A 26,681-nucleotide genomic window follows, 5' to 3' on the forward strand; every position below is an offset into this window, starting at 1 on the left:
CATGGCGGACGTCACACTCGAAGTCTCGCGCGCCAACGCGGCCATCGACGACATGGTCAGGGCCAACACGGACATGGTGAACGCGCTCCAGGAACTGCTCAGTCAGCTCGGCGCCCTCAAGGCGTCCTTCTCCGGTCAGACCGCGGTCGTGTACCAGGACTTCCAGAACCAGGCCAACACCGCCATAGAAACGATGAACGCCCAGTTCGGTATGGGTTCGCAGGCCCTGAAGGAAATGGTCGACGGCCAGGTCGCGGGTGACAAGCGCGGCGCTGGGATGTTCTGACCATGGCCAAGGACGACGGCGGCGACACGGGGACCTTCAAGGTCACCGAGGGCTGGCTCAAGGGTGAGGCCCGCACGAGGGTCTTGGCGCTCCGGGACATGCTCCAGAAGGGCCCCGACTACACGACGCTGACCGAATTCGCGACCGAGACGGGCGCCTACAAGGGGCTCCTCGCAGGCTCGGGCGCCCTGGGCGTCGACGCAACTCTGCACAAGGTGTTCACTCAACTCTGCTCAAGTCTCAAGGCGCAGGTGGACGTCCTCGGGAACGGTTTCAACACCCTCTCGATCGACATGGCGACCGTCGACTCCATTCTCCAGAACAGCGAGGACGACGCCGCACTGACGGCGTCGGAGATGAACCTGGAGCTGGCGAACGCCATCAAGGGGTTCGGCGGCGCTCCCACGAACAGCCCCCCCGCGTAACTCCGGTACAGCGCACCGGCACCGCTCGACGTCAGCGCCGGGCGGTGCCGGCCCGCCCGGCGCCTGTACCGCTCAACCGCCGCACCGCTCACCTGTCTGCACTGCTCAACCGTCTGCATCGCACCCGTAAGGAGCCCGTCATGGTCGACCGGAAGTGGGAGGACGCGCTCGCCGTCGTCGTCGCCAAAGACGGCCCCGGTCAGGGCAAGGTGACCAACCGCACCGACGTGACGGGGGGCGCGTGGTTCAAGACCGATCACGTGGTCAACCCGACGGCCCGGCCCAGCGCCGGTACTCCCAGCGGCTATGACTACGCCTGGGCGCAGAGCTGGAGCAAGTCGGGCACCGGGAAGAACTCCACGAACTACACGTACCAGATCGGGTTCTCTCTGACGCCCGAAGTCGGGGAGAACGGCTCGGACACCGCGCTGTCCAAGTTCATCCACGAACCCTGGGCGATCATCGGGCCGGCGTTGAACACCCCGAACGGCAACTCCTCGCTCAGCCTGGGCAGTTTCGACACGGCCGGGATGATGATGCGCGGGATGCTCGGTCATCTGACCGATGTGCAGAACGAGCTCAAGTCGTGGGCCAAAGAAATCGACGTGCCGGACTCCGAGATGCAGGGCACGGCGGCCGGGGCCCTCAAGCGGACCCTCGTGGCCGTACAGCAGCAAGTGGCCTACCTCTACCAGGAGGTGACGAACTACGGGGACATCCCGTATCGCATCGACGATGCGCGCGCCATGATCCACGAGGCGCTGTACGCGCTGGTCAACGCGGCCGACGGCTACCGCAACAGCGCGGCCGCCTGGCCCGCCAACCATGTCCACGACCAGTTCTTCAATGCCCTCAACGCCACGTCGCTCCAATTCGACGCGTCAGGCGACGCCTATCTCGACGTGCCGGGACTCGGAAATCCGACGAAGGCGGACTTCTGGTCCGCGCTGGAGCAGAAGTCGAAGGACGCCTGGTTGGGCGGGCTGTCCTGGCTGGACACCGTCGCCAATGCGCAGATGCGGTCCGTGGAAATCGTCTACCAGCAGGCGATCGACGTGATCCCGCCCAACGCGCTCACCGCGCCGCCGTACCGCGATCCCAACGCGCCGAAGCCCCCCGGCACGGACACCAACCCCGGCGACAAGCCTCCGGGCACCGATACGAACCCGGGCGACAAGCCCCCGGGCACGGACACCAACCCCGGGGACAAGCCGCCCGGCACGGACACCAACCTCGGGGACAAGCCGCCCGGCACGGACACCAACCCCGGTGACAAGCCGCCCGGGAGTTCGAGTGTCACTGGGCCGCCGCAGACCAACTCCAAATTCAACTCCATGCCGCCGCCGGAGTCGAAGACGACCGGTCCCCCGCAGACCAGTACGGGGAACGGCACCGGCAACACGCTGCTCGACAAGAACAACCAGCCGATCAAGGACTCAAAGGGCAACGAAACCCGGATCCCGCCCGGGTCCCACATCAACAAGGACGGCACGATCACCGGGCCCGACGGCAAGCTGCTGATGGGCGCCGACAACAAGCCCCTCAAGGCTCCGGCGAACTCCCACATCGGCCCGTCGTCGTCGACCGGCCCCAGCAGCAGCAACAGCAAGCAGCAGCTGAAGGAACAGCAGGAACTGCAGGAAAAGCAGCTCAAGCTGCAGAAGGCGAACCAGCAGCAGCAGCTGAAGGACCAGCAGGAACTGCAGGAACAGCAGCTGAAGCAGCGGAAGGCGCAGCAGGCCCGGGAGGTCGAGCAGGAGAAGGCCTACCAGCAGGCCCTCTCCCACGTCCGCGGTCAGGCCCGTACCGAGACCAGCAGCAACGGGTACAGGACCGGAGGCGGCGACAGGAACAGGCTGAACCTGGAGGAGACGCCGCCCCGGGTCAACGAGCGGCTCCCCACCAGCCGGACCGTCGGCGATCCCAGGACCTCGATCTCCGAGCGCATCCGGGCCCGCACCTCGGCCAATGAGCCCAATCTGGCCGCCGCGACCGCGGCCAGGGAGTCCTCCGCGATGAACCGCACCTCGTCCAACGGCCAGCCGATGATGCCTCCCATGGGCGGCGGAGGCGGAGGCGTAGGCGGAGGCGGCGGCGAGCGGGACCGCGAGCGTCGCACCTGGCTGGCCGAGGACGAAGAGACCTGGGGCACCTCCCAGGAAGCAGCACCGGGAGTGATCGGCTGATGGGTAACGGATTCCAGGAACAGCTCGACGAGATGATGGGAAAGCTCGCTGAGCACCGCGAGTCCCTCCTCGCGACCCAGCGAGAGCTGGCCAAGTACACGGTCACCGTGCAGTCGAAGGACCGGATGCTGACGGTCGTCGCTGGCGCCCAGGGCGACGTGCGGGAGATCAAGTTCCATACGGACGCGTACCGCGACATGGCTCCCGCCGAGCTGGGTGCGGCGCTGGTCGAGGTCATCGGCCAGGCCAGGGAGCAGGCCGGGCAGAAGGTCCGCGAGACCATCTCGCCGTTCCAGGGGGCGGGCGCCGCCCTGCGCAAGTCGATGACGGGCGGCACCGAAATGGACGATTTGATGGGCCCGTTGCGGGAGATGTGGCCGGGGCCGGCGGGGCCGGGCGGCACGCCGGGCGCCGGCCGGAACGGCACGGGCAAGGGGAAGGGCGGTGCCTCGGATGGCTGAGAAGATCACCACCATCGACCAGCTCAAGCAGCAGTTCGCTCAATACCCGCAGATCGGGTCGCTGATCAAGCAGATCGGCGACTACCTGGCCCAGATCGACAAGATCAATATCGCCGGCGGCGGCAAGGACGACGAGATCGCCAAGCAGTACCACGAGACCATCGACCCCGGCATGACACACCTGCACGACCTGCTGACCCTGCTCAAGACCCTGGTCGAACAGGTCGGGTACACGGGATCCGACGTGATGGGCCTGTTCGACCGGGTCGAGGACGAAGCCCAGTCACTCGCGACCAGTTGGTCGAGCGACGCCACATGATGAGAACACGCGGATGCTGACCCCCTCCCCGGCGGTTGAGTGGATCATGCATGCCCTCACGGGCATGAAGTGGCCACAGGCCAATGAGGACGAACTCCGGAACGCAGCGGATCTCTACGACTCCGTGGGCGACGACTACAAGCAGCTCGACGACCAGCTCGTGCTGTTGCTCCAGAGCATCCAGAACAACTTCGAGGGCGACGCGGCCACCGCCTTTCTCAATCTGGGCAAGGTCATCGCGGGCGGCGACAGCTCGTTCCTCGACGCGGCGGCCGAGCAGTCCCAGACCATGGCGCAGGTCGCCCGGGACACCGCGAACCAGGCCGAGTACACGAAGTGGATGATGCTCGCCCAGCTCATCGAGCTGCTGGCCGAGTTCATGTACGCCATGGCGTTCTCGTGGGTGCCCGGCTTCGGTGAGGCACTGCTGTCGGGACTGAGCTGGCGCACGCTCTTCACCCGGCTGTTCCTCAAGATGTTGATCAAGGAGCTGCTCAAGAGGATCGCCCAGCACGTCGCCCTCGGGGTCGGCATGGGCATAGCGATGGACCGCATCATCCAGATGATCCAGATAGACCAGCATCACCGGGACGGCTTCGACAACAAGCTGCTGCTGGACGCGGTCAAGTTCGGCGCGATCCAGGGCCTGGTCACCGGACCGCTCAGCCTGCTCGCCCCGGGGATCGGCAAATGGCTGGGCAACAAGCTCGGTACGGGCCTGTCGAAGCTCCTCACCAAGGAGCTGAAGACGGCCTTCAAGACCCTGGAGAAGGTCGGGGGCAAGGGGTCTGGTGACCTGGCCAAGAACGTGGCCAAGCTACTGAGCGAACACGACCTCAGCCTCACCAAGGGCTTCACCAAGGTCGGTGGAAAAGAGGGCGCCAAGGCCGCGAGCGACAACTTCATCAAGAACATGGGCAAGGAGTTCGCCAAATCCCCCTTCAACGGGCTGACGAAGGAGGAGGCCCGTCAGGTCGGCAAGACCTGGGCCGAGACCGTCACCAAGCACTGGTCGGGCCCGACCAAGGGTGCGGCGGAAGCGCTCAGCAAGGAACTCACCAAGGAACTGAGCAGCAAGCTCGACAAGACCGCGCTGAAGGCGCTCGCCGACGACCTGCCCCAGGCCCTGATGCACGTGGGATTCCAGGGTAACAAGCGATTCCGATTGGGCATGGTGGGCAGTGGGCTGCTCGTCGAGTCCGTGGGCCAGAACCTCGGTGAGGGTTTCTACAACCTGATCTACCAGGACGGCTTCACCACGTCGTGGGACACATTCGTCGCGGGCATGCTGACCGGCGGACTGAGCCACGGCGGACACGTGTATCTCGTCCGCCCCGTCGTGCATGCCATGTCCCACCATTTCGACACGTCGGGCCTCGGCGTCGGGCACGACAAGGGCCTGGACAAGAGCCTCGATGCGAGCGGACCCGGATCGGACGCGCCGAACAACGGGCCGAACCTCACGACGACGAACACAACTTCGGGCGCGACGACAAACACGACGACGAACACGGCGCACAGCACGGGCAGTGGCACCTCGACCGACACGTCGACGAACGACGCGAACGACGACACGACCAACAACACGGTCACGTCCCACAACTCGGTGACGCCGGTGAAGCCGGTGGCGACGACCTCCTCGGACACGTCGGTCCAGACGGTCAACCACACGAACGACGGGCAGTCCACGTCCACTTCGCACTCCGAGAACCAGTCCGAGGCCCCGGTCACGCCGATCGCCCCGGTCCCGCAGGTCGCCCCGGTCACCTCCGCACCCCCGGCCAACTCGGCATCGACCACCTCGCCGAACCAGTCGTCCACTCACACGGCGCCGGAAAACACGCCCCATGCGGCTTCCCCGCCCCGCCGTTCGAACCAATCCCCCCTTCTGCCGAACAATGGTGAAGGCAGCAGCAGCATCGAACTGAAGCCTCTGCGGCGACCGACTTCGACGCAGACCACTTCCACCGACTTCGACTCGTCGCTCACGCAGACCAATGAATCGGTCACGGCCCCGAAGTCCACGGCGAACAACGTCACGGAGACGGTCGATGTCAACGAGACGGTTTCGGAGACGTCGCCCCCTCCGAAGCCGCTGTCCCACGACAACGTCGTCTCCAGCGTGCACCGGGACAACTCGGCACTCGACACGGATCAGCTCCAGAACGAGCAGAGGAACCAGAGCAACGAGCAGGCCAACGAGCACTCCGTACAACAACAACAGCAGCAGTCCGACCGGCAGACCAACCAGCAGACGGATCAGCAGCTCAACCAGCACACCGGACAGCAGACCGGTCAGCAGTCCAACGACCAGACGAACACCCAGACCAACGAGCAGACCAACGAGCAGACCAACGACCAGACGAACACCCAGACCAACGAGCAGACCAACGAGCAGACGAACGAGCAGACTCCGGATGACGACCCCCGGCACGACGACACCCTGACGCCCCCCACGAATACCCCCAGGGCGGTCACCGAGGACGCCCCCCGTCCTCCCCTCTGGCAGCACGACGTCAGCCAGTACGTCAAGAACCAGGCCGGGCGGGAGACCCCGCTCCCCACCGGCTCCGCCGCAGGCCACAGCAGCACCAAGCTGCTTCAGCCGCGCCAGGGCGCGAGCATCGGCCGGACGCTCCACGACAAGCTCAACGCCGCGCTCAACCGTAAGCTCAACGGCGACCGGGCCGACGCCTCCGTGATCCAGCAGATCGACGACGAACTGGCCCGGCACCCGAACTCGTTCCTCGGCGACGGCCGTCGGTTCGTCGTCAAGCACAGCGTCCCCTTCCTCGGAACGAGCCTCACCAAGGCGAAGCGGACCGTGATGACCGTCAAGGCCATCCCGTACGCCGACACGTGGACCCACCATCCGGACTCCGAGGCCCGCGACCCGCACAAGCTGGACACGTCCCAGCAGCTCCAGCAGCAGACCGGTACGAACACCGGCACGTCCCGGGGCACCGGTCTCCAGATGGGGTTGGCCGCCGGGGCGCTGCCGTCCGACGCCCGGATGCTGCTGGACCTCCGCGGGAGCACCAGTCACAACCAGAAGCATGTCGTCGGCACCCACGACCAGCGTTCGTACCAGCGTGAGACGCGCACGACCGGCGGCAGCGAGTCCTTTCACCAGGACGTCTATTACCAGGTCGAGTTCCACCCGGACGAGCAGATCGCATCCTTCGGCGCGGGCATCAAGAACGGGATGACGACCCGGGTGTCCAAGGGTTCCGCCGTGCCGAAGGAGACGGAGCTACGCGTGCCGCGCAACTTCACCCCGCCGCCCGGCTCGCCTCTCGGCTCACCGAGCACCGAGGGCTTCGGCCCGGTGAAGTCGCTCTTCGACTGGGCGGTCCAGAAGCTCGAAGCCAGGCCGGGCGGGTACAAGCACAAGCAGCTCAGCGACTACTTCAGCACGGACCGCTTCCACAGCATGTCCGACGAGATGGCCCGTGGACCGCTGGCACCGCTCGACGTGCGCAGGCGCAACGGCCAGTCCGCGGGCAGCTTCCAGGTGGGCAAGGCGATATCCGGCGAGCACCATCTGATCGAGGTCGTGGACGACGCCGAGATGCGCATCACGGACGCCATCACCGTGAAGAACGAGATCCTGGTCCAGGACAACCGGCGTTATGTGGTGGCCTTCTTCGGCGGTTCGCGGTTCGCCATCCCGACCGACCAGGCGCCGCACATCTTCATGCAGCTCGGGCTCACCCTGCACTACAGCCACGACTCCAGCGAGGTCTCGCTCCAGGGCGGGAACGTGGGGCGCAAGATCACCGGGCGGGTGAAGGGCAGTTCCACGGCCCTCTACCTCCAGGAGCTGAAGGTACCCGTCACGTTCGAGGGCGAGACGAGGATCCTCGACACCTGGAATCTCGTACGGCTGCCGGTGCGCGAGGCCCGCGAGCGGGCGGGCTGGGACCCCGACACCCATACCCGTCCCGAGGGGAGCGAGCCGCCGCTGCCCGCGCACTGGCGCAACGGCGACTACGACCTGACGCACACCAGGGCCACCGACCTCGTCATCGACAAGAGCCACTCCCCGGACCCGACGTCCCCGAACGTACTCGTCGACCGGGTACTCGACTGGATCAACCGGACGCACGGCGACTCGGTGCTGGTCGCCCCGCGCCCGCGTGCGAACACCGCCGATCCGCGCAGCCAATGGACCAAGTTCACGCAGGCCATCAGCGGCGAGCGGGACCGGGCCGAGGCCAACACCCGCATCATCATCGCCAAGTTCGACGAGCGGAACCTGGCGGCGACGCTCAACGAACTCGCCCACGACGGGCTGTCCGTCAAGCTGTTCGGCCGCAACCTCACCAAGGAGAATCTCTTCGCGCTGAACCTGAAGGCCGATCTCGATCCGCCGGTCTACCAGGGCACCGACCGTGACCGGATGACCCGCCAGAACAACAACGCCGGTGAGCGCGTGGGCAACGCCCACAGCACCACGCACACCTTCGGGGCCCAGGCGGGCGGCACCGTCGAACTGCGCTCGAACGAAACGTTCCGTACCGGTACGCCGGCCCACATCGGTGTAGTGGGGGCCAAGGCCGGCGCGAGCCGCCAGCACACCCGGGGCAACGGCACCACGTTCACAGCCGGCCGCGAGGACGTGACGGCCACCCCGGCCGGGGTGCATTCCTTCCTGGCGACCGGCCGGTTCACGGCCGAGCTGGTGGGCGTGCACCAGTGGCACGCGCCGTACCGGGCCCTCACGCTCGGCCGAGCGGGGCGCAAGATCCACGAGCCGGCCATCGTGGGCGGCTCCGAGGCCACGCTCGGGGACTTCAGCGTGATGCTCCATCTGTCGGAGCAGTACATGCCGAAGGTCGACCCGCATGCGGAGGGCGCGGCCAACCCGTTCGTCACCGGCCGCGAGACCACCTCGCGGGAGCTGGACCCGCAGACCGAGACCGAGGACCTGTGGGCGCCCTCGGAGTGGCAGCGCGGCGACTCGCTCAAGAACATCCCGGTCATCACCCTCTACGTGCCGACGGACCATCACCTCCAGCAGGCGGGCCCGCTGGTCGCGAACCGGGCGACCCGCGGTGAGTGGTCGCTGACGACCGAGGGGACCAGCCAGCACCAGCGGATGAACAACGCCTTCGGCTCGATGGCGCTGACCTCCGACTCCGACCAGGTGTTCTCCCCGACGGGCAAGCAGCTCAACGACGTACGCGCCCCGGGTTTCCTGTACGGCGCGACGGGCGACATACGCCTCGTCGGACGGCGGGGGAACCCGACCGCTGTGGGCGGCCCCGTCGACCTCAAGCCGGAGATGAACCGCACCCTGGACCTGGCGGTCTCGGGCGGCGGCAGCAAGGGCTGGGTGCTGTCGTTCGACGTGAACGCGGGGCACTTCCCCGCGCAGCCGACGGACGTACCCACCACGACGCGTTACGGCTTCGGCGCCACCCCGTACCAGCGCTCCAGCGTGACCTCGCAGGGCGGCGGCAGGACCATCAGCCGGTCCGTCAACGTCGTTCCGGAGAACGGTCAGTGGGTGCCGGTCACGACGGACGCCCAGTACCGCGTCGAGATGTCCGCCGACAAGCTCGGCGCCCTCACCCCGTTCCGCTCGAAGCTGCCCGCGTGGACCGGGCAGCTGGTGGACAAGGCGAACGCCTGGCGCGGACTGGTCTCCGAACAGGCGGCGCACGCGCTGAATCTGTTCAACACCGGTATCGCGCGGGTGCCCGGTCTCGCCGACGGGGCCGGGACCTGGTCGCACTCCTCGTGGTTCAAGGAGAGTCCGCTCGGGGTCGTACCGGTGTCGGCGCCGAGCGGTCACGACGCGGGGCGGGCGCAGTTCATGCAGACCCTGCGCAATCTGCGGTTCACCCGCAACAGCCTGGAGTCCATCAGGACACTGCTGTCCGAACGGCACGGGCAGGCCATGGTCGAGTCCGGCATTCCGCAGCAGTACCGGGGCCGTGCGCCCTGGCGCGGTTTCACCGACAGCCTCCCTCTCGGAGGCAAGGAATACCGGGTGACGGTGACGCAGGTCCCCGGCACCCGGACGGTCGAGGACTTCGGCTTCGGCGATGTGGAGAACGGCCACTCCGTCACCACCAGCAACAGCGCCTCGCGGGGCGTCACCCGCTCCCGCGGCCTTTCCGCGAACGCCACCGAACGCATCACCGGGCCGAACGGTTCGTCGGGCGGCCCGCTGGGGAACTCCAGCGGTTCGAAGGGAAAGAGCGGCGGCCAGACCAGCTCGGAGTCGGAGACCGTGGCGCAGGTGACGGTGATTCCCGGCCCGCTCGCCACCGTCTCCACCTCGTACGACGTCGTGGTCACGGTGGTGGACACCAAGGGCGACGTCGTCCTGGAACACACCTGGGGCGCGGGCAGCGCGAAGAGCCAGGAGCCGCTGGCACTGCTCAAGCCGGGCGGGGAGAACAAGGGCGATGTGTACACACCGCCGCCCGCCGCCGTGGACGTGTGGCCGTCGAACAACGCGACGCCGGACAGGATCAGCCGGCACCTCACCCAGCACGTGTCCGGCGACAATCGGCCCGCCGGGCTGGTCCCCGGCAACGGGGTGCATTTCACGCGGGTACTCGGCTCCAAGAACGTCGAGAATCTGGCCCACATCACCCTGGCGAAGGCCGAGAGCCAGCACCTCAACGGGGGACACGCGGGCAAGGGGGTGGAGACCCAGGGTGTGCTCACCGGTGACCAGCTGGTCGAGGCCCGTGCCAAGGCCGCGAAGGTCAAACTGCTGTCGCCCGGCAAGGGTGGCGGCGACACGCTGACGACCGGCACCGGCGAGATGTCCCTGACCGGTTCGCTCATCGACGGTTCGGCGCTGGGCGAGAACGGCTACCAGCCGCTCGGCCTGGTCGACGACACGGTCGTCGGCGGCGCCACCGGCACCCTCCAACTCCACCCGGCCTTCGACCTGTCGGGGGCCAAGCTCCTCGCGACGGCCGATGTACGGATGGAGTTCGCCACCGGCACGGGTGAGAGCTTCGACGTGGGTGAGGGGCAGTCCCACAGCAAGAACGGTGGGTTGGGCGGTGACGCCATCGGGGCCGACTCGCACAAGACGACCTACCAGGTCACCCCGGTCATCGCGCCGGGCGTCGGCTCGTCGGAGGAGTTCAAGTTCAACGAGGCGACCGCCGCCAAGATCAACATGAAGCCGGACACCGGGCGGGCGTTCCTCTTCTCCGTACCCACGAAGTGGCTGGCCGTCGCCGGGGTGCACCGTCACATCAAGGACAGCTCGGTCGGCCGGCTGGCAGCCCGCGGGCTGACCTGGGAGGGCTACGACCCGCCGGGCCTCCAGGCCGGTGAGGCGGACACCGAGGTGCTCGCCTGGATCCGCGAGGACGTGGCCCGCGACCTGGGGCTCATCAACGACCAGAACCACCCCGAGGCGCTGTCCAAGCAGTGGGACGACGTGACCAAGGGGTGGAAGACCTGGAAGGCCAACCACGACGCGTACTGGAGCACCTACCGCCCGTTGACCGACCTGGCGTTCGTGGTGCAGGACGCGCAGCACCGGCTGGACGCGGCGACCACCCCCGAGGCCCGGCGGACGGCGCAGCAGGCGCTGGACGCGGCGAACGCCGAACTGAACGCGGTACGGGAGACGGTCCGGCCGAAACTGGAGTCGCTGGAGCAGAAGCTGAGGGCCGCGGGCGAGCACTACCACGCGCTGCGGTCGGCCGCCGACGCCCTCAACGACTGGCACCGGCTCCCGGCGAACGAGCGCGGTGAGACCACTGAGCCCCAGGTGCTGGCCTACGACCCGGCCGTGGAGCACGACCACGGCGTGGAGAAGCCCGAACCCCCGGCCGACACGTACGCGGAGTTCACCGACGACCAAGGTGAACTCCTCGGCGTGGAGGATCTTCCGTCCGGTCGGATCCACCCGGTCGGCCCGGTCTCGCACGACGGCAACGGCTTCTTCCACTCCCTGGCCGAGCACCTGGTCCGGATCGATCCGAACCTGCTGGCGCAGCAGGGCATCGCCGTCCCGAAGGGCCATGACCTCACCGGTGTGGCGAATGAGCTGCGTGCGCTGTTCGGAGAGACCCTCCGCGGGGGCGGGGACAACGCCCTGGCGGATTACACCCACCCGGACCTCGCCGACAAGTTCGAGCCCGACGAGGTCCGCGCGGCCGGGCTGGAGAACCTGCTGGACAGGTCGACGCCGCAGGGCCGGGAGTACACGGAGGGCAAGTGGATTCCGCACTCGGCGGGCGCCCCCACCGAGAACCACCGTGCGGTACTGACCCCGGAGCAGCGGACCGCGCTCGCCGCGTCGCAGACGGAGCGGCCCGCCAACGAGGAGTCCGCGGCCAAGGACAGCGCGGGTGACCTGTACCCGCCGCTGGCAGCCCGGCTGTTCGGGGTGCCGGTGACGGTGCTGGTGGACGGCAGACGCCATACGTTCATGCCCGACGGGAGCGAGGCGACGGGCCACGAGGGCGCCGAAGGCGTCGAGCTGCTGCTGAAGGACGGCCACTACCGGCACGTCGATCAGACCAAGGACCTGAAGCCTCCGCAGGAAACGCCGTCCGACAACGAATCCGACCACGACTCGGTCTCCGACCACGACTCGGTCTCCGACGACGGGTCCGACCTCGAACCCGTGCCGGGTACGCCCCGCCCGGTGCTCAAGGTGCCGGACGACGCCTACTCGCAGCTCACTTCGCTGTTGGTCAGCGCCCCCTCGGCAGTCGGGCCGAAGCTCCCCCACCTCGGGCAGAAGCTGAGGGCCCTGGTCAACTCCCCGGACGAGCTGCGCGCCATCGCTTCGGCCGCGTCCGATGTCGAGAGCCACCAGGACCTGCACACGCTGGTGCTCGGCATGAAGGAGGCCGTGCACGCCCATGTGAGGGATCTGGGCCCGCACGGGATCGCCGAACTGCTCCCCGATCTCCTCCCGCACACCTCCGTTCCGACCAGTGAGGCGGCGGCCCGCAGGGCCCGCAACCTGCTGTTCAAGGAGGTGCAGAGGGCCGTCTCCGAGTGGGAGCACAGCGGGGACTCCTCCTGGCCGAAGAGATTCCTGCCGCTGCTGGCCGGAACGTTCCACGTGGACCTGACCGTGCACACCCCGCCGTCGGGGACGAACCCCGGCGGGTCGGACCGGTTCCGGCCGGCGCCGGGGGGCGGTGCGCCGCTCTCCGTACACCTTCAGCAGAACGGCTCGCACTTCGACGGGACGACGGAGCCGACCGCCCAGCAGCGGACCGAGTCGTCCCATGCCCCGAACACCTCGCCGAACGCCCCTCTTCAGACGCAGCACACCAGCCCGAACGAGTCCCCGGCACCCGTCCCCCCGCACAAGCCCGCCGGCACGCCCACGCTCACCGCCGACTACTCCGTCGCCGAGCTTCCCCCGGCTCCCCTCCCGAAGCCGGTCGCCGACGTCCAGTCGCTGGGCAAGGCCGAGATTCTGCCGCCCAGTGACCGGACCATGGACAAGGGCGGGGCCGCCGCGTCCGTCTGGGAGCGCTCGTTCGCCGTCGAGCGCGTCCTGCTCAGCGACGGCAGTGTGCGCTCCGACGTCACGGTGCGCGTCCATCTGGACCCGCAGGCGGGCACCACCAAGAAGCACGTCACGTACGCCAAGGAGATGGCGAAGCGCGGCATCGACAAGTACTACAACGACCCGAAACACCGTCTCCCGAACGGTGATCTGCTGCAGGTGAAGATGGAGTTCGTCTTCGATCCCGCAGACGCGCACCGGCAGGTGAAGCTGCACCCGGACCCGAACGGGGACGGCCGGGACGACAGCGCCACCTGGTACGTCTCGGAGGGCGGGGCGGGCGCGATCGACAAGTCGTACGTCATCGCGCACGAGACCGGCCATCTCCTCGGCTTCCAGGACCAGTACCGGGAGGCCAAGGAGGGCGAGCCGTTCCGGCCGGTGTACGACGACCATTCGCTGATGTCCGCTTACGGCATCGACGACGCGGGACTCGTGCAGTTCGACATGGACCACATGACGTCCGACCACTACCTCTCGCCGTCGCTGCGGATCATGCCGCGGGATCTGCTGCTGCTCTCCATGGCGGTCGACGCCGCCTGGTCGCACACCCCGGGCGTGGGGACGGGCCCGCACGACAAGGCCAGGGCGCACATCCCGCTCGACGTACGGGAACGGGTCCTGCGCGGCAACTCCCGCACCGGCGCCGACGGTCTGCTCGCCCCGCGCGGCCCCTCCGGACGGTTCCGCCCCGAAGCCACCGGGCCGGTCAACCCCAACGGCACCTACCGGGCGGGCAAGCGGCCGGACGGCAGCGTCCAGACCATGTTCCCGGACCACTGGAGTCCGGACGAAGTCCTGCACGCGGCCCGCCAGGTGTACCTCGACCACGTCCGCAAGGGCACCCTGATCCCCGACAGCGAACGCTCCGGACGCCAGTCGTTCGACGGTGTCTACCAGGGCGTACGCATCAAGGGCACCGCCGACACCACCGGCACCCTCATCGACTTCGCGCCGCACCCCGACCAGAGCGGCCTGCTGCCGCCCACCCATCTCGAACCGCCGCCTTCCCGCGAGCTGTCCGACGAGCCCGCGTTCAGCGAAGCCTCGATGCGCTTCGTGCTGCGCGGCGACCCCTCGACGCTGACCGGGGTGCAGTACGCACACGGCGAAGAGAAGCGCGAGCTGGCCCAGACGGACCGCGGCATCCGCTTCGAGAAGCTGACGGGCCCCGACTTCAACGGCGTGCGCCGGGCCGAAGTGTGGTTCCGGAACCCGCCGACGGGACCAGGGAAGGTGACCCTGAAAATCGGCGAGGGCGACTCGCCCGACGGGGTCATCCAGGACGGCTGGGGCACCAATCCGCGGATGCTGTTCCCCGAGAAATGGACCCCCGGTGATCTGCGCGAGGTCGTACGGGACGCACACGACAACGCCTTGGCCAAGGGCCTCTTCGAGGTGCTGCCCGACGGCGGTTACCTGTGGGAGGGCACGGCGGACGGCGTGCGGATGCAGGGGGTCGTGAAGGACGGCGAGCACCGCTGGTTCCGTCCGTCCCGCTTCCAGCCGCACCCGGAGTGGAACGCCGAGGACATCGTGGCGGTCACTTCCGAGACCCCGATGACCTTCGCCAGGGCGTCCGGCGGACTCGCCGACTTCCGGGTGTCGCACGTGGTGTTCACCAACGGCGACCGCGGGCTGAACCTCACCCGGATCGTCCGCTACCCGAGGAACATGCACCCGCAGGCCCTCGCCGAACTGCGCGAGAAGCTGTCCGACGTGCAGGAGCACATCGACGACACCTACAACTCCGGGGAAGAGAGCAAGGAGAACGGCCGGCTTCCCAAGACCCGGTTCACCGTGGAGCTTCGCCCGACGAAGCGGCCCGGCCAGCCCGAGGACGGTGCGGACATCGGGGCGCTGTCGGTACGCGACCCCGAAGACGCGGCGGCCCAGCTGCTGGGCTTCGACGTGGACCCGGACACGGGCCGCCAGAATCTCGTACGCCAGGTCCTCGAACACCGGCGCCCGACGCCCCAGTCCACCGACTCCTGGGACGCCCCGCGCGAGCAGCAGGGCGGGACACCGAACCCGCTGTTCACGGCGGACGTCGAGGCCGCGCTGCGCCGCAACACGCACGCCGGACTGTTCGACGAGCCCGGTCTGCTGGAACTGCTGGCCACCCGCCGCTCCCAGGACCACGCCCCGCACGTCACGAAGGAGTCGACCGAGGCGGCGCTGACCGCGCTCACCCAGGACGCGTTCGCGTCCGACTACACCCACACCCCGGACGGCCGGCTGCCGGACGGCTGGACCCCGGACCGGCTGCGGCTGGCCGCACTGCGGGCGGCCCGGAGCAGCGCACCGCGCACCCCCGACCTGGACCAGCCGGGCACGCTCACCATCGTGACCACGCCCGAGCCGGGCGTGCAGCTCACCACTCGCATCAACAGCACCTCGCTGCTCATCCTCGGGGCCGAGATCGTCAGACTGCCGCAGCCGACGGCCCCGACCGGACACACCGAGGGCTCGGCCACGCACCCGAGCGACCACACGCCGGTCAACCTGGACAGCCCGGTCACTCCCGTCAACCCGGTCCATCTGGCCGCCGTATCAAGGGCGTTGGGCCTGCACCCTGACTATCTGCGCAGCGCCCTGCCCGTACTGCACCAGGCCGCCACGCCGAGCGAAGCACTGCACACCCTGCAGACGCTGGCGACGCGGCTCGGCGCGGGACCGCAGGTGGGCGAGTTCGTCCGGCGGATGTCGGAACTCGGGGTCTCCGCCGACGACTGGTGGGACCTGTCGACCTTCCAGCACAGCCAGGGTGAGAGCATGCGCAGCCTGCTCGGCCCGGACCTGCAGGAGAGCCGGCAGCGGATCGACCAGTGGCAGCGCACCGAGGTGGTGGACACCGACGCAGTCACCGACGCCACCGCACATGAGCTGGGTGTGCATCCGCTCGCCCTCACCCGGCTCGCCGACGCTCTGCAGCTGCACACCCCTTCGGACGTCACCCGGCTGAACATGGACGCCGACTTCTGGCAGCGCCCCGCCACCCCGGAGGAGCTGGCGCTGGAGTATCTGGTCGGGCACCGCACGGAGATCGAGGAGCTCCGCGCCGAGCTGGACCGGGAACGGTTCGACGAGATCGCCGACGAACTCCTCGGCGAGGACCGCGACGAGAACGGCGACGCCGACCTCGACTACCACGGCTTCCTGCACTGGAGCAGGATGTCCCTCGAAGGTCTGCGGCACTTCACCGCAGCCGAGCTGGACTTCCTGGTCGGCAACTGGTCGGCGGTCAGGGACATCGTGCCGCCACCGCCCGGCTTCGACGTCGCTGACCTCCGGAGCCATCTGTACGAGGTGGAACACCTGCGCAACGTGGCCAAGTTCGCGGCCGTCAAGGCGAGCCGGGCCCAGGACCCGGCGGCGCTCGACAGGGCGCGGGACCGCCTGGCTCAGCTGGATCCTTACGTCACGGAGCACCGCGCCGAGGTGCAGCAGCGGCTCGCCCAGCTGTGGTCGGAGAACCCCATGACCCCCGCCACTCCGGGCGCGCAGCCCCCTCCCTCCCACCAGGCCACGCCGACGCACACGGTCTTCGACGAGGACATCGTGATGGGCGAGGACGCCCCGGTGGACTGGGACGGGGACATCGTGATGACCCCGAGCCCGCACCGGCCCCATCAGTCCCCGCTGGGGGGCGTCAAGCCGCAATCCGCACACCTTCAGCAGAACGACTCGCACTTCGACGGGACGACGGAGCCGCCCCCCGCCCAGCCGCACGCCTCGCCGACCGCCCCGCTCCACACCCAGCACACCGACCCGCACGGGACCACTGCACCCACCCCCGCCCCGAAGCCCACCTCCAAGTACTCCGTCGCCGAGCTCCCCCCGGCCCCCTTCTCCCCGGCTCCCGTCCCGAAGCCGGTCACCGACGTCCAGTCGCTGGGCAAGGCCGAGATTCTGCCGCCCAGTGACCGGACCATGAACCTGGGCGGGGCCGCCGCGTCCGTCTGGGAGCGCTCGTTCGCCGTCGAACGCGTCCTGCTCAGCGACGGCAGTGTGCGCTCCGACGTCACGGTGCGCATCCATCTGGACCCGCAGGCGGGCGCCACCGAGAAGCACGTCACGTACGCCAAGGAGATGGCGAAGCGCGGCATCGACAAGTACTACAACGACCCGAAACACCGTCTCCCGAACGGTGATCTGCTGCAGGTGAAGACGGAGTTCGTCGACGATCCCGCACAGGCGCACCATACGGTGAAGCTGCACCCGGACCCGGACGGGAAGGGCCGGGACAACAGCGCCACCTGGTACGTCTCGGAGGAGGGGAAGAACACAGCCGACAAGTCGTACGTCATCGCGCACGAGACCGGCCATCTCCTCGGCTTCCAGGATCAGTACCGCGAGGCCACGGGGGGCTCCCGGCCGGTGCACGACGACCATTCGCTGATGTCCGGCTACGGCATCGACGACGCGGGACTCGTGCAGTTCGACATGGACCACATGGCTTTCCCAGGGCGGCTCTCGCCGTCGCTGCGGATCATGCCGCGGGATCTGCTGCTGCTCTCCATGGCGGTCGACGCCGCCTGGTCGCACACCCCGGGCGTGGGGACGGGCCCGCACGACAAGGCCAGGGCGCACATCCCGCTCGACGTACGGGAACGGGTCCTGCGCGGCAACTCCCGCACCGGCGCCGACGGTCTGCTCGCCCCGCGCGGCCCCTCCGGACGGTTCCGCCCCGAAGCCACCGGGCCGGTCAACCCCAACGGCACCTACCGGGCGGGCAAGCGGCCGGACGGCAGCGTCCAGACCATGTTCCCGGACCACTGGAGCTCGGACGAAGTTCTGCACGCGGCCCGCCAGGTGTACCTCGACCACGTCCGCAAGGGCACCCTGATCCCCGACAGCGAACGCTCCGGACGCCAGTCGTTCGACGGTGTCTATCAGGGCGTACGCATCAAGGGCACCGCCGACACCACCGGCACCCTCATCGACTTCGCCCCGCACCCCGACCAGAGCGGCCTGCTGCCGCCCACCCATCTCGAACCGCCACCATCCCGCGAGCCCGCCGACGATCCCGCGATCGGGGACGTCGCGCTGCGCTTCGTGACGTACGGCTCCACCTACAACAGGACCGGCGTCCACTACGCGCTGCCCGGGACGGCAGGAGCCCGCGCGCAGGACGGCCAGGGCGTCCTGATCAACCCGCTGTGGACCGCGCACCCGAATGGCACCCAGTGGGCCACGGTCTGGTTCAGGGACCCGAACCTGCGGGGGCTGACGGCACAGGCTTACGACAACGGCGCTCCGCCCCCTCCCGAATGGCAGCTCGGCGACCGGGAGAGCGAGACCGTGGTCGGCGCCGACGGCACGACGAGCACCGGCCAACTGCTCTTCCCCGACCGCTGGTCGACGTCCGACCTCCGGAACGCGATTGTCCGGGCCCACCGCAACGCGCGCAGCGCCGGTTCGTGGGTGGAGGTCCCGGAGGGCGGCTATCTGTGGGAGGGCGTGCACGACGGCGTACGGATGCAGGGACACGTCCGCGACGGCGAGCAGCTCTGGGTCCGGCCCTCCTCGTACCAGCCACCGCTCCGGCACAGCTCACCCGAGATACTCGCGGTCACCGCTTCCATGGAATACAGCGTGCCCAAACCGGATGGCACGACGGCGCTGTTCAGTATCAAGCGGGTGATGTACAAGGACGGCACCCTGGGGATGCGCGTCACCCGGGTCCTGCCGCATCCGTCGTTGGCCGCGGAGCCACTCAGCCAGCTGGTCGACCATCAGCTGCCAGAGGTAAATAAGCGGCTGGCGGCCGAATTCAATTGGCCCGACCCGCTCCAACGCCGCGAACTGAGCGGGTTCACCTTCGACGTGGAACTGTCGCCGGTGGACGCCCCGGCGATGAGGCTTACGCGCCGCTCCGAACTGTTCCAAATCATGATGGGCAACTCGGACACGAGCACCCTGACAGAGCTGATGACGGTCGACCCCACCGACCAGTCGAGTCTGAAAAACCTTCTGCTCGGCATGGCCGAGCAACTGCCGCCGGTACCGCAGACACCGGCCGGCTGGCAGGGCCCGCAGGGGCAGCCGCACCACCAGCAGGACCTGGTCTGGAAGTCGGACGTGACGACTTCGGTGCGCCGCGCCCGGGGCGCGCTGCTCGACGAGCCAGGCATAAGGGAGTTGTTGGCGCAGCACCGGAACCAGGAGCCGCCCGCCCCGCTCACGAACGCGAACACGGACCCGCATACGGGCGGGAACGAGAACACGGGCGCCGGCACCGGCACCGACCGCACGGCCGCGGCGGCCGACGCCCTCGGGCTGGATCCCTCCGATCTCACCAGCATCGAGGTCGTCCTGCAGGGCTCGGCCCCGCTCCGCCCGGCCCTCGACGCACTCGACCAGCTGGCCGCCCGGCTGGAGGCCGGGGACACGGGCGCGCTCGTCCGGCGGATGTCGGAACTCGGTGCGCCGCTCTTCGAGTGGTGGCACTTCTCGTCGTATCTGCACACCAAGCGTGGCCTGATGTCCGACGTGGTCAGCATGGACCTGGCCGGGGCCCGGAAGCTGCTCAACGACTCGCGCACCCATCCGCTGCCGCCCGTCCCGCACCAGACGGAGGATCAGGCCTACGCGCTGGGCGTACACCCGAACTACCTGCAACGCTTGGCGGACGCCATCCAGGTGCGCCCGGAGGACGTCAGCAAGCTGGGTGAGGACAAGTCCTTCTGGCAGCAACCCGTTTCACCCGAGACCCTGGGACAGAACTACCGGAACAGCGAGCGCGAAAAACAGGAGGACATCCGCCTCGCCCGCGACCACACACGATTCGACACCCTCGCCAACGAACTGCTGGGCAGCGAACCCACCCGCACGGAGCAGAGATTCCGCTCCTTCATGCACTGGTCCAAGGAGGCGCAGCACCTGGGCCTGGACGTCTTCACGGATCAGCGCCTGCGGGAGTTGGCGGAGTACTGGCGTATGGAGACGAAGGACGGCACCGACCAGGTGCCCGCGGACTTCGACCCGCGCAAGAATGGGAAATACCAGGCCGATCTGTTCCTTACGGTGGAACTCGCCACGCGGTCGGGGCCACTACCCAAAAAACTGGCGGAGGAACTGGCCCTCTACAAGCAGTTCGTCCAGTACCAACTGACGCAGCTGGAAAGGCAGTACAAGGGGGGCGTGTTCCGGGAGGAAGGCCCACCCGCGACACTGTCCACGCAGATCTTCGCCGCACTGTCCGGCACGGACGACTGACACACGCGGCCGACGCGTACGACCGACGTGTACGACCGACGTGTACGACCGACGCGTACGACCGACGCACACGACCAAACGCACGCTAGCGATGCACGCGACCGACGCACATGAGCGATGCACTTGAGCAGGATGAGAAGCAGGAGAGGCGAGGTGGCCATGGCGAACACGGAACCCGAGGCGAACAGCGAGGTGTCCGCTGCTGCGGAGACATCGGAGGAGGCGGTACCGGAAGCGGGTACGGAGACGGGAGCCCGAACACCGAAGCCCGCCGCTGCGACCAGCGCGCCCCCCATGGCCGGTTCCGCCAAGGTGACGGAGTCCGGGGCCGGTTCCTCGCAGGGAGCCGCCGTGGTGCTCGCCGGGGGCGTGATCGGCGCGGAGGTGCCTGCCGCCGCCCGCGTGACGGAGAGCACCGCACCGACGTCGGCACCGGCACTCGACCCCAAGGCCGCGAAGGAGCCCGGGACGGCGAAGGCGGCGACCGCGTCCTCGACGCCCGCAGCCGAGCCGGTTGCCGCCGAGAAGTCCGGGCCGCAGGCCGTCGCGCAGCCCGCACCGGCTCCGGAACCGGCCACGGAACCGGTCGCCACAGCAGCAGCCGGCGTTCCGGAGACCACAGCAGCCACCACCACCGCGTCCGCGACGGCCGCCGCCACGCCGTCCCGTGGACTTCCGGCACTCACCGCCGTACTGGGCACCCTCACCCGGAGCCGTACGCGTACCCGTACCGCCTCCGCGGCCACCGCCATCACCACCGACGATTCGGGCAACGGCCCCGAAGGCGTCGGCGCGAAGGACGAAGGACCGGCGCCCGGCAAGGTCTCCCGGCCGATGGTCGCGGCTGCCGTGATCGGCGGCGTGGTGCTGCTGTCCCTGCCGTTCGTCGTCGCCTCCTCGACCGGCGGGGACGGCCCCGAGCACAACAGCAGGAACACCGGTGCCGGATACACGGACGCCGCCCCGGGTGCGGACGGCTACGTACCGCAGGCGGATGCTTCCAAGGGACCGCTGGGCAAGGGCAGTCCGAAGGCCCCAGGAGGCACGGCGGGGACGACGGGCGGCGTGAACGCTCCCCCCATCATCGAAGCCGCGTCGGCGGACAACGTCGGCAGCTCCGGGGAGCTGCCCACCGGCACCAAGGCGGGCGACAAGGCCCCGAAGGGCAAGGCGGGCGGCAAGACCACGCAGACCAAGGCGGGCGGCGAGACCACGCAGACCAAGACGGGCGACAAGACCACGCAGACCAAGACGGGCTCTGGGTCCGGCAAGCAGACCGAAACGAAGACGGACCCCTCGACGGGAAACAGCGCCGCCCCGACCCCGCAGAAGACTGCGGCCTCACCCACGGTGCTCTTCTCGGCGGTCGGCGGCCTGCACTGCACCAACAGCGCGGTCACCTTCACCGAACGCGGCAAGTACACCGACGGCCAGAAGGGCTGGACCACCCACGACGGCTCCTACGCCGCAGGTGGCTGCAACGGCTGGTACCGCTCGATTCCCATGTCGGGCGACTCCAACGACAGCGACAACAGCGTGGTCTGGAACTTCCGTACCGGTGACGTGAGCTCGGGCAGTTGCAAGGTCAGCGTCTACATACCGAACGACAGCAATATCGGGCACGTCGGTGGCCAGCCCACGTACTACACCGTCCACGACGGCACGAGCACCGCGGGCTCCACCCAGCTCGGCCACTTCACGATCACCCAGGTGAGCCACCGCGGCCAGTGGATCGCAGCCCCCTCGTACAAGATCAACAGCGGCGTGCTGAGCGTCAAACTGCACGACCGCGGCGACGACTGGAGCTCGTCGTCACGGGCGAACGCCCACCACGCCGCCGCGCCGATCCGGGTGGAGTGCACCAAGTAGCCGGCTACGTTCCGCCCGCCGGCCACGCAGGCAGGCTCTGCCCCGACGCGTGGGCCCCGTCCGATCCGAACGAGAGGGTCAGTGCCGCCCCGCCAGCCGGTCCGCGGCCTTCGCGACGGGGTCCGTGCCCGGGCGGGGCGAGGTGAGTTCGCGCCGGTCGGCGGTCCGGTAGGCGGCGTACATGCCGTGGACGCCGAGCCAGCGGAAGGGTTCCGGCTCCCAGCGGCGGACCTTGTGGTTCACCCAGGGCAGGGTGGTCAGGTCGGTGGGACCGGACTGGCCGGAGTCCTGCTGGATCAGGTCGCGCAGGGTCCGGGCGGCGAGGTTGGTGGTGGCGACGCCCGAGCCGACGTAGCCACCGGCCCAGCCGAGGCCGGTGGAGCGGTCGAGGGTGACGGTGGCGCACCAGTCGCGGGGGACGCCGAGGACGCCGGACCAGGCGTGGTTGATGCGGGCTCCGGCGGTGGTCGGGAAGAGGCGGACGAGGATGTCGCGGAGGTCCTCGATGGTGGCCGGCTGGGTGCGGCCGTCATTGTCGGTGGCGGAGCCGTAGCGGTACGGGACGCCGCGGCCGCCGAGTGCGATGCGGTCGTCGGCAGTGCGCTGGGCGTACATGTAGGCGTGGGCCATGTCGCCGAGGGTCTCGCGGCCGTCCCAGCCGATGGTGTCCCAGACGGATTGGGGCAGCGGCTCGGTGGCGATCATCGAGGAGTTCATGGGGAGCCAGGTGCGTTTTTGGCCCTTGAGGTTCGCGGTGAAGCCCTCGGTGCAGCGCAGGATGTACGGGGCGCGGACCGTGCCGTACGGGGTGTGGGCGTGCTTGGGCCTGATCTCGGTGACGGGCGTCGACTCGTGGATGGTGACGCCGAGCGCCTCGACGGTGGCGGCGAGGCCCTTGACGAGTTTGACGGGGTGCAGGCGGGCGCCGTGCGGGGTCCAGGTGGAGCCGACGGCTCCGGTGACGTTGATGCGTTCGCCGGTCTCGCGGGCGCCGCGCAGGACGCGGTCCTTCTCGCCGAAGGCGATCTCCACGGAGTGGAAATCCTTGAGCCGGGCCAGCTGGGCGGGGGTGTAGGCGACTTCGAGGACACCGCCCCGGTGGATGTCGGCGTCGATGTTCTCCTCGGCGGCCACGCGGACGACTTCGCCGACGGTGTCGTTCATCGCCTGCTGGAGGCGTACGGCGGCTTCGTGGCCGTGGAGCTTCGCGTAGCGGTCGCGGCCCGCGATGCCGTTGTAGAGCCAGCCGCCGTTGCGCCCGGAGGCGCCGTAGCCGCAGAACTTGGCTTCGAGCAGGGTGATGTTGAGGAAGGGGACGGCCTTCTTCAGGTAGTAGGCGGTCCACAGACCGGTGTACCCGCCGCCGACGATGCAGACATCGGCGGTGGTGTCGCCGGGCAGGGGTTCCCGGGGTGCGGGGGTGCCCTGGTCCGCGTACCAGAACGATATGCCGCCGTTGGCGGTGCTGACGGTGCTCATGTTGCCCCTGCTTCGTCCGGTGTGACGCCGTGGTTGCAGCTGTTCTCTCTGGGGCGGGAGATTACTGCGCCGGAGGGGTATTCGTCTGCTGCCGGGACCGGGACCTTGCCAGTGGATAGCAGGCCAGGCCGATGAGTACGGACGCGAAGTGGCCGAGGTCGGTGAAGGTGCGGCCGGTGATGAGGGGGACGCCGTAGAAGACGACGACGGCGAAGAGATACACGTACCGCCAGGGCTGAGGGACGCGGTACGTGAGGACGGCGACGACGCCCGCGAGCGCGTAACTGACCCCGATGTCGAGCGTGTTGGCGGCGGACTCCGGTACGTAGCCGTGCCGGATGGCCCAGGCGAGGACGCCTTCGCTGACGAGGGTGGCCAGGACATGGGCGGCGATGACGACGGTGAGCCAGCGCAGGGTGCCGAGCCAGCGTTCGGCGTTGGCGTGGAAGACGGTGTAGAGGACGGCGTAGGGGGCCCAGCGGCCGCTGTCGATCCAGAAGGCGCTGGCGATCAGTACGTGTACGGGGTCCCGGGAGAGTTCGTGGATGTTGGTCGAGTGCTGGCGCAGGAAGTCCTCTTCGAAGTCCGGTGACATCTGGTGGACGATGAAGGTGGTGACGAAGAGTGCGGCCAGCCAGATGTAGGTGCCGGGTGCGCTGCGGATCCAGGAGCCGACGCTGCGGATCCACGAACCGGCGGTGGTAAGGCGCCGGGTGGGCGGGGCGGGGCTGCTCGGAGTCATATCCGATTGACGCACGCCTCTACGATGGTCCGCGTGATCGACATTCCGGCCGGGCTGATTCGGACCCAGTCCGCATACAACGGAGCAGCTGGGCGGGCCTTCGTCGCGGCGCTGCCGGGGCGGGCCGCCGGGTTCCTGGAGCGGTGGGGGCTCCGGCGGGACGGTGCGGCGTTCCACGGGGTGTGCGCGCTGGTGCTTCCGGTCGTGCGGGTGGCGGACGGTCGCCGGGCGGCGTTGAAGCTGCAGCCGGTGGACGAGGAGACGGTGGGGGAGCCGGTCGCGCTGCGGGTGTGGGGCGAGGCGGGCGCGGGGGCCGTGGAGCTGCTGGACCACGACCCGGCGACGGGGACGCTGCTGCTGGATCGGCTGGACGGCCACCGCTCGTTGACGGGAGTGGCGGACGAGCGGGAGGCGGCGCGGATCCTGGCGGGCCTGCTGGCCCGGCTGTCGTCCGTCCCGGCTCCGGCGGATCGGGGGCTGCGGGGCCTCGGGGACATCGCGGCGCGGATGCTGGAGGCGGCGGCGGGGGCGGTGGGGAAGCTGGCGGACGCGGAGGAGCGGCGGCTGCTGGCGGACTGCGCGGCGGCGGTGCGGGAGGTCGCGGGGGAGCCGGGCGACCGGTTGCTGCACTGGGACCTGCATTACGGGAATGTGCTGGCCGGGACGGAGGAGGCGCACCGATGGGTGGTCATCGACCCGAAGCCGCTGGTCGGCGATCCGGGATTCGAGCTGCTTCCGGCGCTGGTCAACAGGTTCGACGCGGCGGCGGTGCGGTGGCGGTTCGATCTGATGACGGGGGCGCTGGGCCTGGACCGGGAGCGGGCGCGGGCGTGGACGCTGGGGCGGCTGCTGCAGAACGGTCTGTGGGAGGTTTCGGACGGGGAGCGGCGGCTGGAGCCGCAGCAGACCGAGATCGCCCGGCAGCTGCTGGGGCGGGCGTAGCGGAGATACCGCCCGTGCTTACGCTGCCCTCATGATTCGTACCGCTACCCCTGCCGATGTCCCCGTCATCCACGCCATGATCCGTGAGCTGGCCGACTACGAGAAGGCCCTGCACGAGGCGAAGGCCACCGAGGAGCAGTTGCACGAGGCGCTGTTCGGCGAGCGGCCCGCCGCGTACGCGCACATCGCCGAGTCGGACGAGGACGGCGAGGCGGTCGGCTTCGCGCTGTGGTTCCTGAACTTCTCCACGTGGCGCGGGGTGCACGGCATCTACCTGGAGGACCTGTACGTACGTCCCGAGCGGCGTGGCGGCGGGCACGGGAAGGCACTGCTGACGGAGCTGGCGCGGATCTGCGTGGAGCGCGGCTACGAGCGTCTGGAGTGGTCGGTGCTGAACTGGAACGCCCCGTCCATCGCGTTCTACGAGTCGCTGGGCGCACGGCCGCAGGACGAGTGGACGGTGTACCGGCTGACGGACGGGGCGCTGGCGGAGCTCGGCGGGCGGTAGGCCGGGCGGGAGGGGCCTTGTCAGTGGGGTGGTTCACGATGGGGGCATGGCACGCAGCAGCAGGAAGACGGACACCATCGCAGCGGCACGGCGGCCGGAGGTGCGGCTGCCGCCGCTCGTTCCGTACGAGGGGAAGGGACTGGAACCTGACGGGGACTACGACGGGCTCCGCTTCGAAGGGACGGATCTCGCGGACGGGTCGGGTCCGGGGGCCCGGTTCATGGACTGCGCGCTGGACGGCTGCGCCCTGGACCGTACGGAGCTGGTCAGGGCCCGCTTCATCGACTCGGTGCTGACGGGCGTACGGGGGGTGGGCACCGATCTCGCGGGGGCGTCACTGCGGGACGTGGAGGTGGTGGACGCACGGCTCGGCGGGGTGCAGCTGCACGGTGCGGTGCTGGAACGGGTGCTGGTGCGCGGCGGGAAGATCGACTACCTGAATCTGCGGAAGGCGCGGCTGAAGGACGTGGTGTTCGAGGGCTGTGTGCTGTCGGAGCCGGATTTCGGGGATGCGCAGCTGGTGCGGGTGGAGTTCCGCGACTGTGTGCTGAAGCGGGCCGACTTCAGTTCCGTGCGGATGGAGTCGGTGGATCTGCGGACGGTCGCGGAGCTGGACATCGCGCGCGGGGTGGAGCGGCTGGCGGGTGCGGTGATCAGCCCGGCGCAGCTGATGGAGCTGGCACCGGCGTTCGCGGCGCAGATCGGGGTGCGGGTGGAGGCGTAGCC

12 protein-coding genes are annotated in these 26,681 nt (G+C 69.1%); 10 read left to right on the forward strand and 2 right to left on the reverse strand.

The window, feature by feature from the left end; translation table 11 throughout:
- The first annotated feature begins 1 nt into the window (after window position 1).
- From OG936_RS19315 to OG936_RS19345, 7 genes are all read left to right on the forward strand, one after another.
- A complete protein-coding gene (locus tag OG936_RS19315) occupies window positions 2-286 on the forward strand; it encodes a WXG100 family type VII secretion target (protein ID WP_406496215.1) in 285 nt (94 codons plus the stop codon).
- A 2-nt stretch (window positions 287-288) separates the two neighbouring features.
- A complete protein-coding gene (locus OG936_RS19320) occupies window positions 289-711 on the forward strand; it encodes a hypothetical protein (protein ID WP_406496216.1) in 423 nt (140 codons plus the stop codon).
- A gap of 140 nt (window positions 712-851) precedes the next feature.
- Window positions 852-2,897 (forward strand): hypothetical protein, encoded by a 2,046-nt coding sequence (locus OG936_RS19325; protein ID WP_406496218.1) that lies wholly within the window; start codon window positions 852-854, stop codon window positions 2,895-2,897.
- Window positions 2,897-3,358, forward strand: a complete 462-nt coding sequence (locus OG936_RS19330) for a YbaB/EbfC family nucleoid-associated protein (protein WP_406496220.1) — start codon at window positions 2,897-2,899, stop codon at window positions 3,356-3,358. The genes OG936_RS19325 and OG936_RS19330 overlap by 1 nt, the downstream gene beginning before the upstream one ends.
- Window positions 3,351-3,677, forward strand: a complete 327-nt coding sequence (locus OG936_RS19335) for a hypothetical protein (protein ID WP_406496222.1) — start codon at window positions 3,351-3,353, stop codon at window positions 3,675-3,677. Before OG936_RS19330 ends, OG936_RS19335 begins: the two co-directional genes overlap by 8 nt.
- Before the next feature lie 64 nt (window positions 3,678-3,741).
- On the forward strand, window positions 3,742-20,415 hold the full coding sequence (locus OG936_RS19340) for a hypothetical protein (protein ID WP_406496223.1): 16,674 nt from the start codon (window positions 3,742-3,744) through the stop codon (window positions 20,413-20,415).
- A 159-nt stretch (window positions 20,416-20,574) separates the two neighbouring features.
- The gene (locus OG936_RS19345; protein WP_406496225.1) at window positions 20,575-22,284 is read left to right on the forward strand and encodes a hypothetical protein; all 1,710 of its coding nucleotides are present in this window, start codon (window positions 20,575-20,577) and stop codon (window positions 22,282-22,284) included.
- A gap of 78 nt (window positions 22,285-22,362) precedes the next feature.
- Here OG936_RS19345 and OG936_RS19350 read toward each other — a convergent pair whose 3' ends face one another.
- Window positions 22,363-23,763, reverse strand: a complete 1,401-nt coding sequence (locus tag OG936_RS19350; RefSeq protein ID WP_406496226.1) for an NAD(P)/FAD-dependent oxidoreductase — start codon at window positions 23,761-23,763, stop codon at window positions 22,363-22,365.
- Window positions 23,764-23,824: 61 nt separating this feature from the next.
- The gene (locus OG936_RS19355) at window positions 23,825-24,505 is read right to left on the reverse strand and encodes a rhomboid-like protein (RefSeq protein ID WP_406500508.1); all 681 of its coding nucleotides are present in this window, start codon (window positions 24,503-24,505) and stop codon (window positions 23,825-23,827) included.
- A 24-nt stretch (window positions 24,506-24,529) separates the two neighbouring features.
- Between OG936_RS19355 and OG936_RS19360 the strand changes: the two genes are divergently transcribed.
- From OG936_RS19360 to OG936_RS19370, 3 genes are read left to right on the forward strand one after another with little or no spacing between them, the layout of a single operon-like run.
- Window positions 24,530-25,447, forward strand: a complete 918-nt coding sequence (locus tag OG936_RS19360; protein WP_406496228.1) for an aminoglycoside phosphotransferase family protein — start codon at window positions 24,530-24,532, stop codon at window positions 25,445-25,447.
- 31 nt (window positions 25,448-25,478) lie between these two features.
- Complete coding sequence (locus tag OG936_RS19365; RefSeq protein ID WP_406382985.1) at window positions 25,479-25,955, forward strand: GNAT family N-acetyltransferase; 477 nt, start codon at window positions 25,479-25,481, stop codon at window positions 25,953-25,955.
- 46 nt (window positions 25,956-26,001) lie between these two features.
- The gene (locus OG936_RS19370) at window positions 26,002-26,679 is read left to right on the forward strand and encodes a pentapeptide repeat-containing protein (protein ID WP_406496230.1); all 678 of its coding nucleotides are present in this window, start codon (window positions 26,002-26,004) and stop codon (window positions 26,677-26,679) included.
- Window positions 26,680-26,681: the final 2 nt, after the last annotated feature.

The sequence above is a fragment of the Streptomyces sp. NBC_00846 genome (assembly GCF_045207325.1).
In the GTDB taxonomy this organism is placed as follows: domain Bacteria; phylum Actinomycetota; class Actinomycetes; order Streptomycetales; family Streptomycetaceae; genus Streptomyces.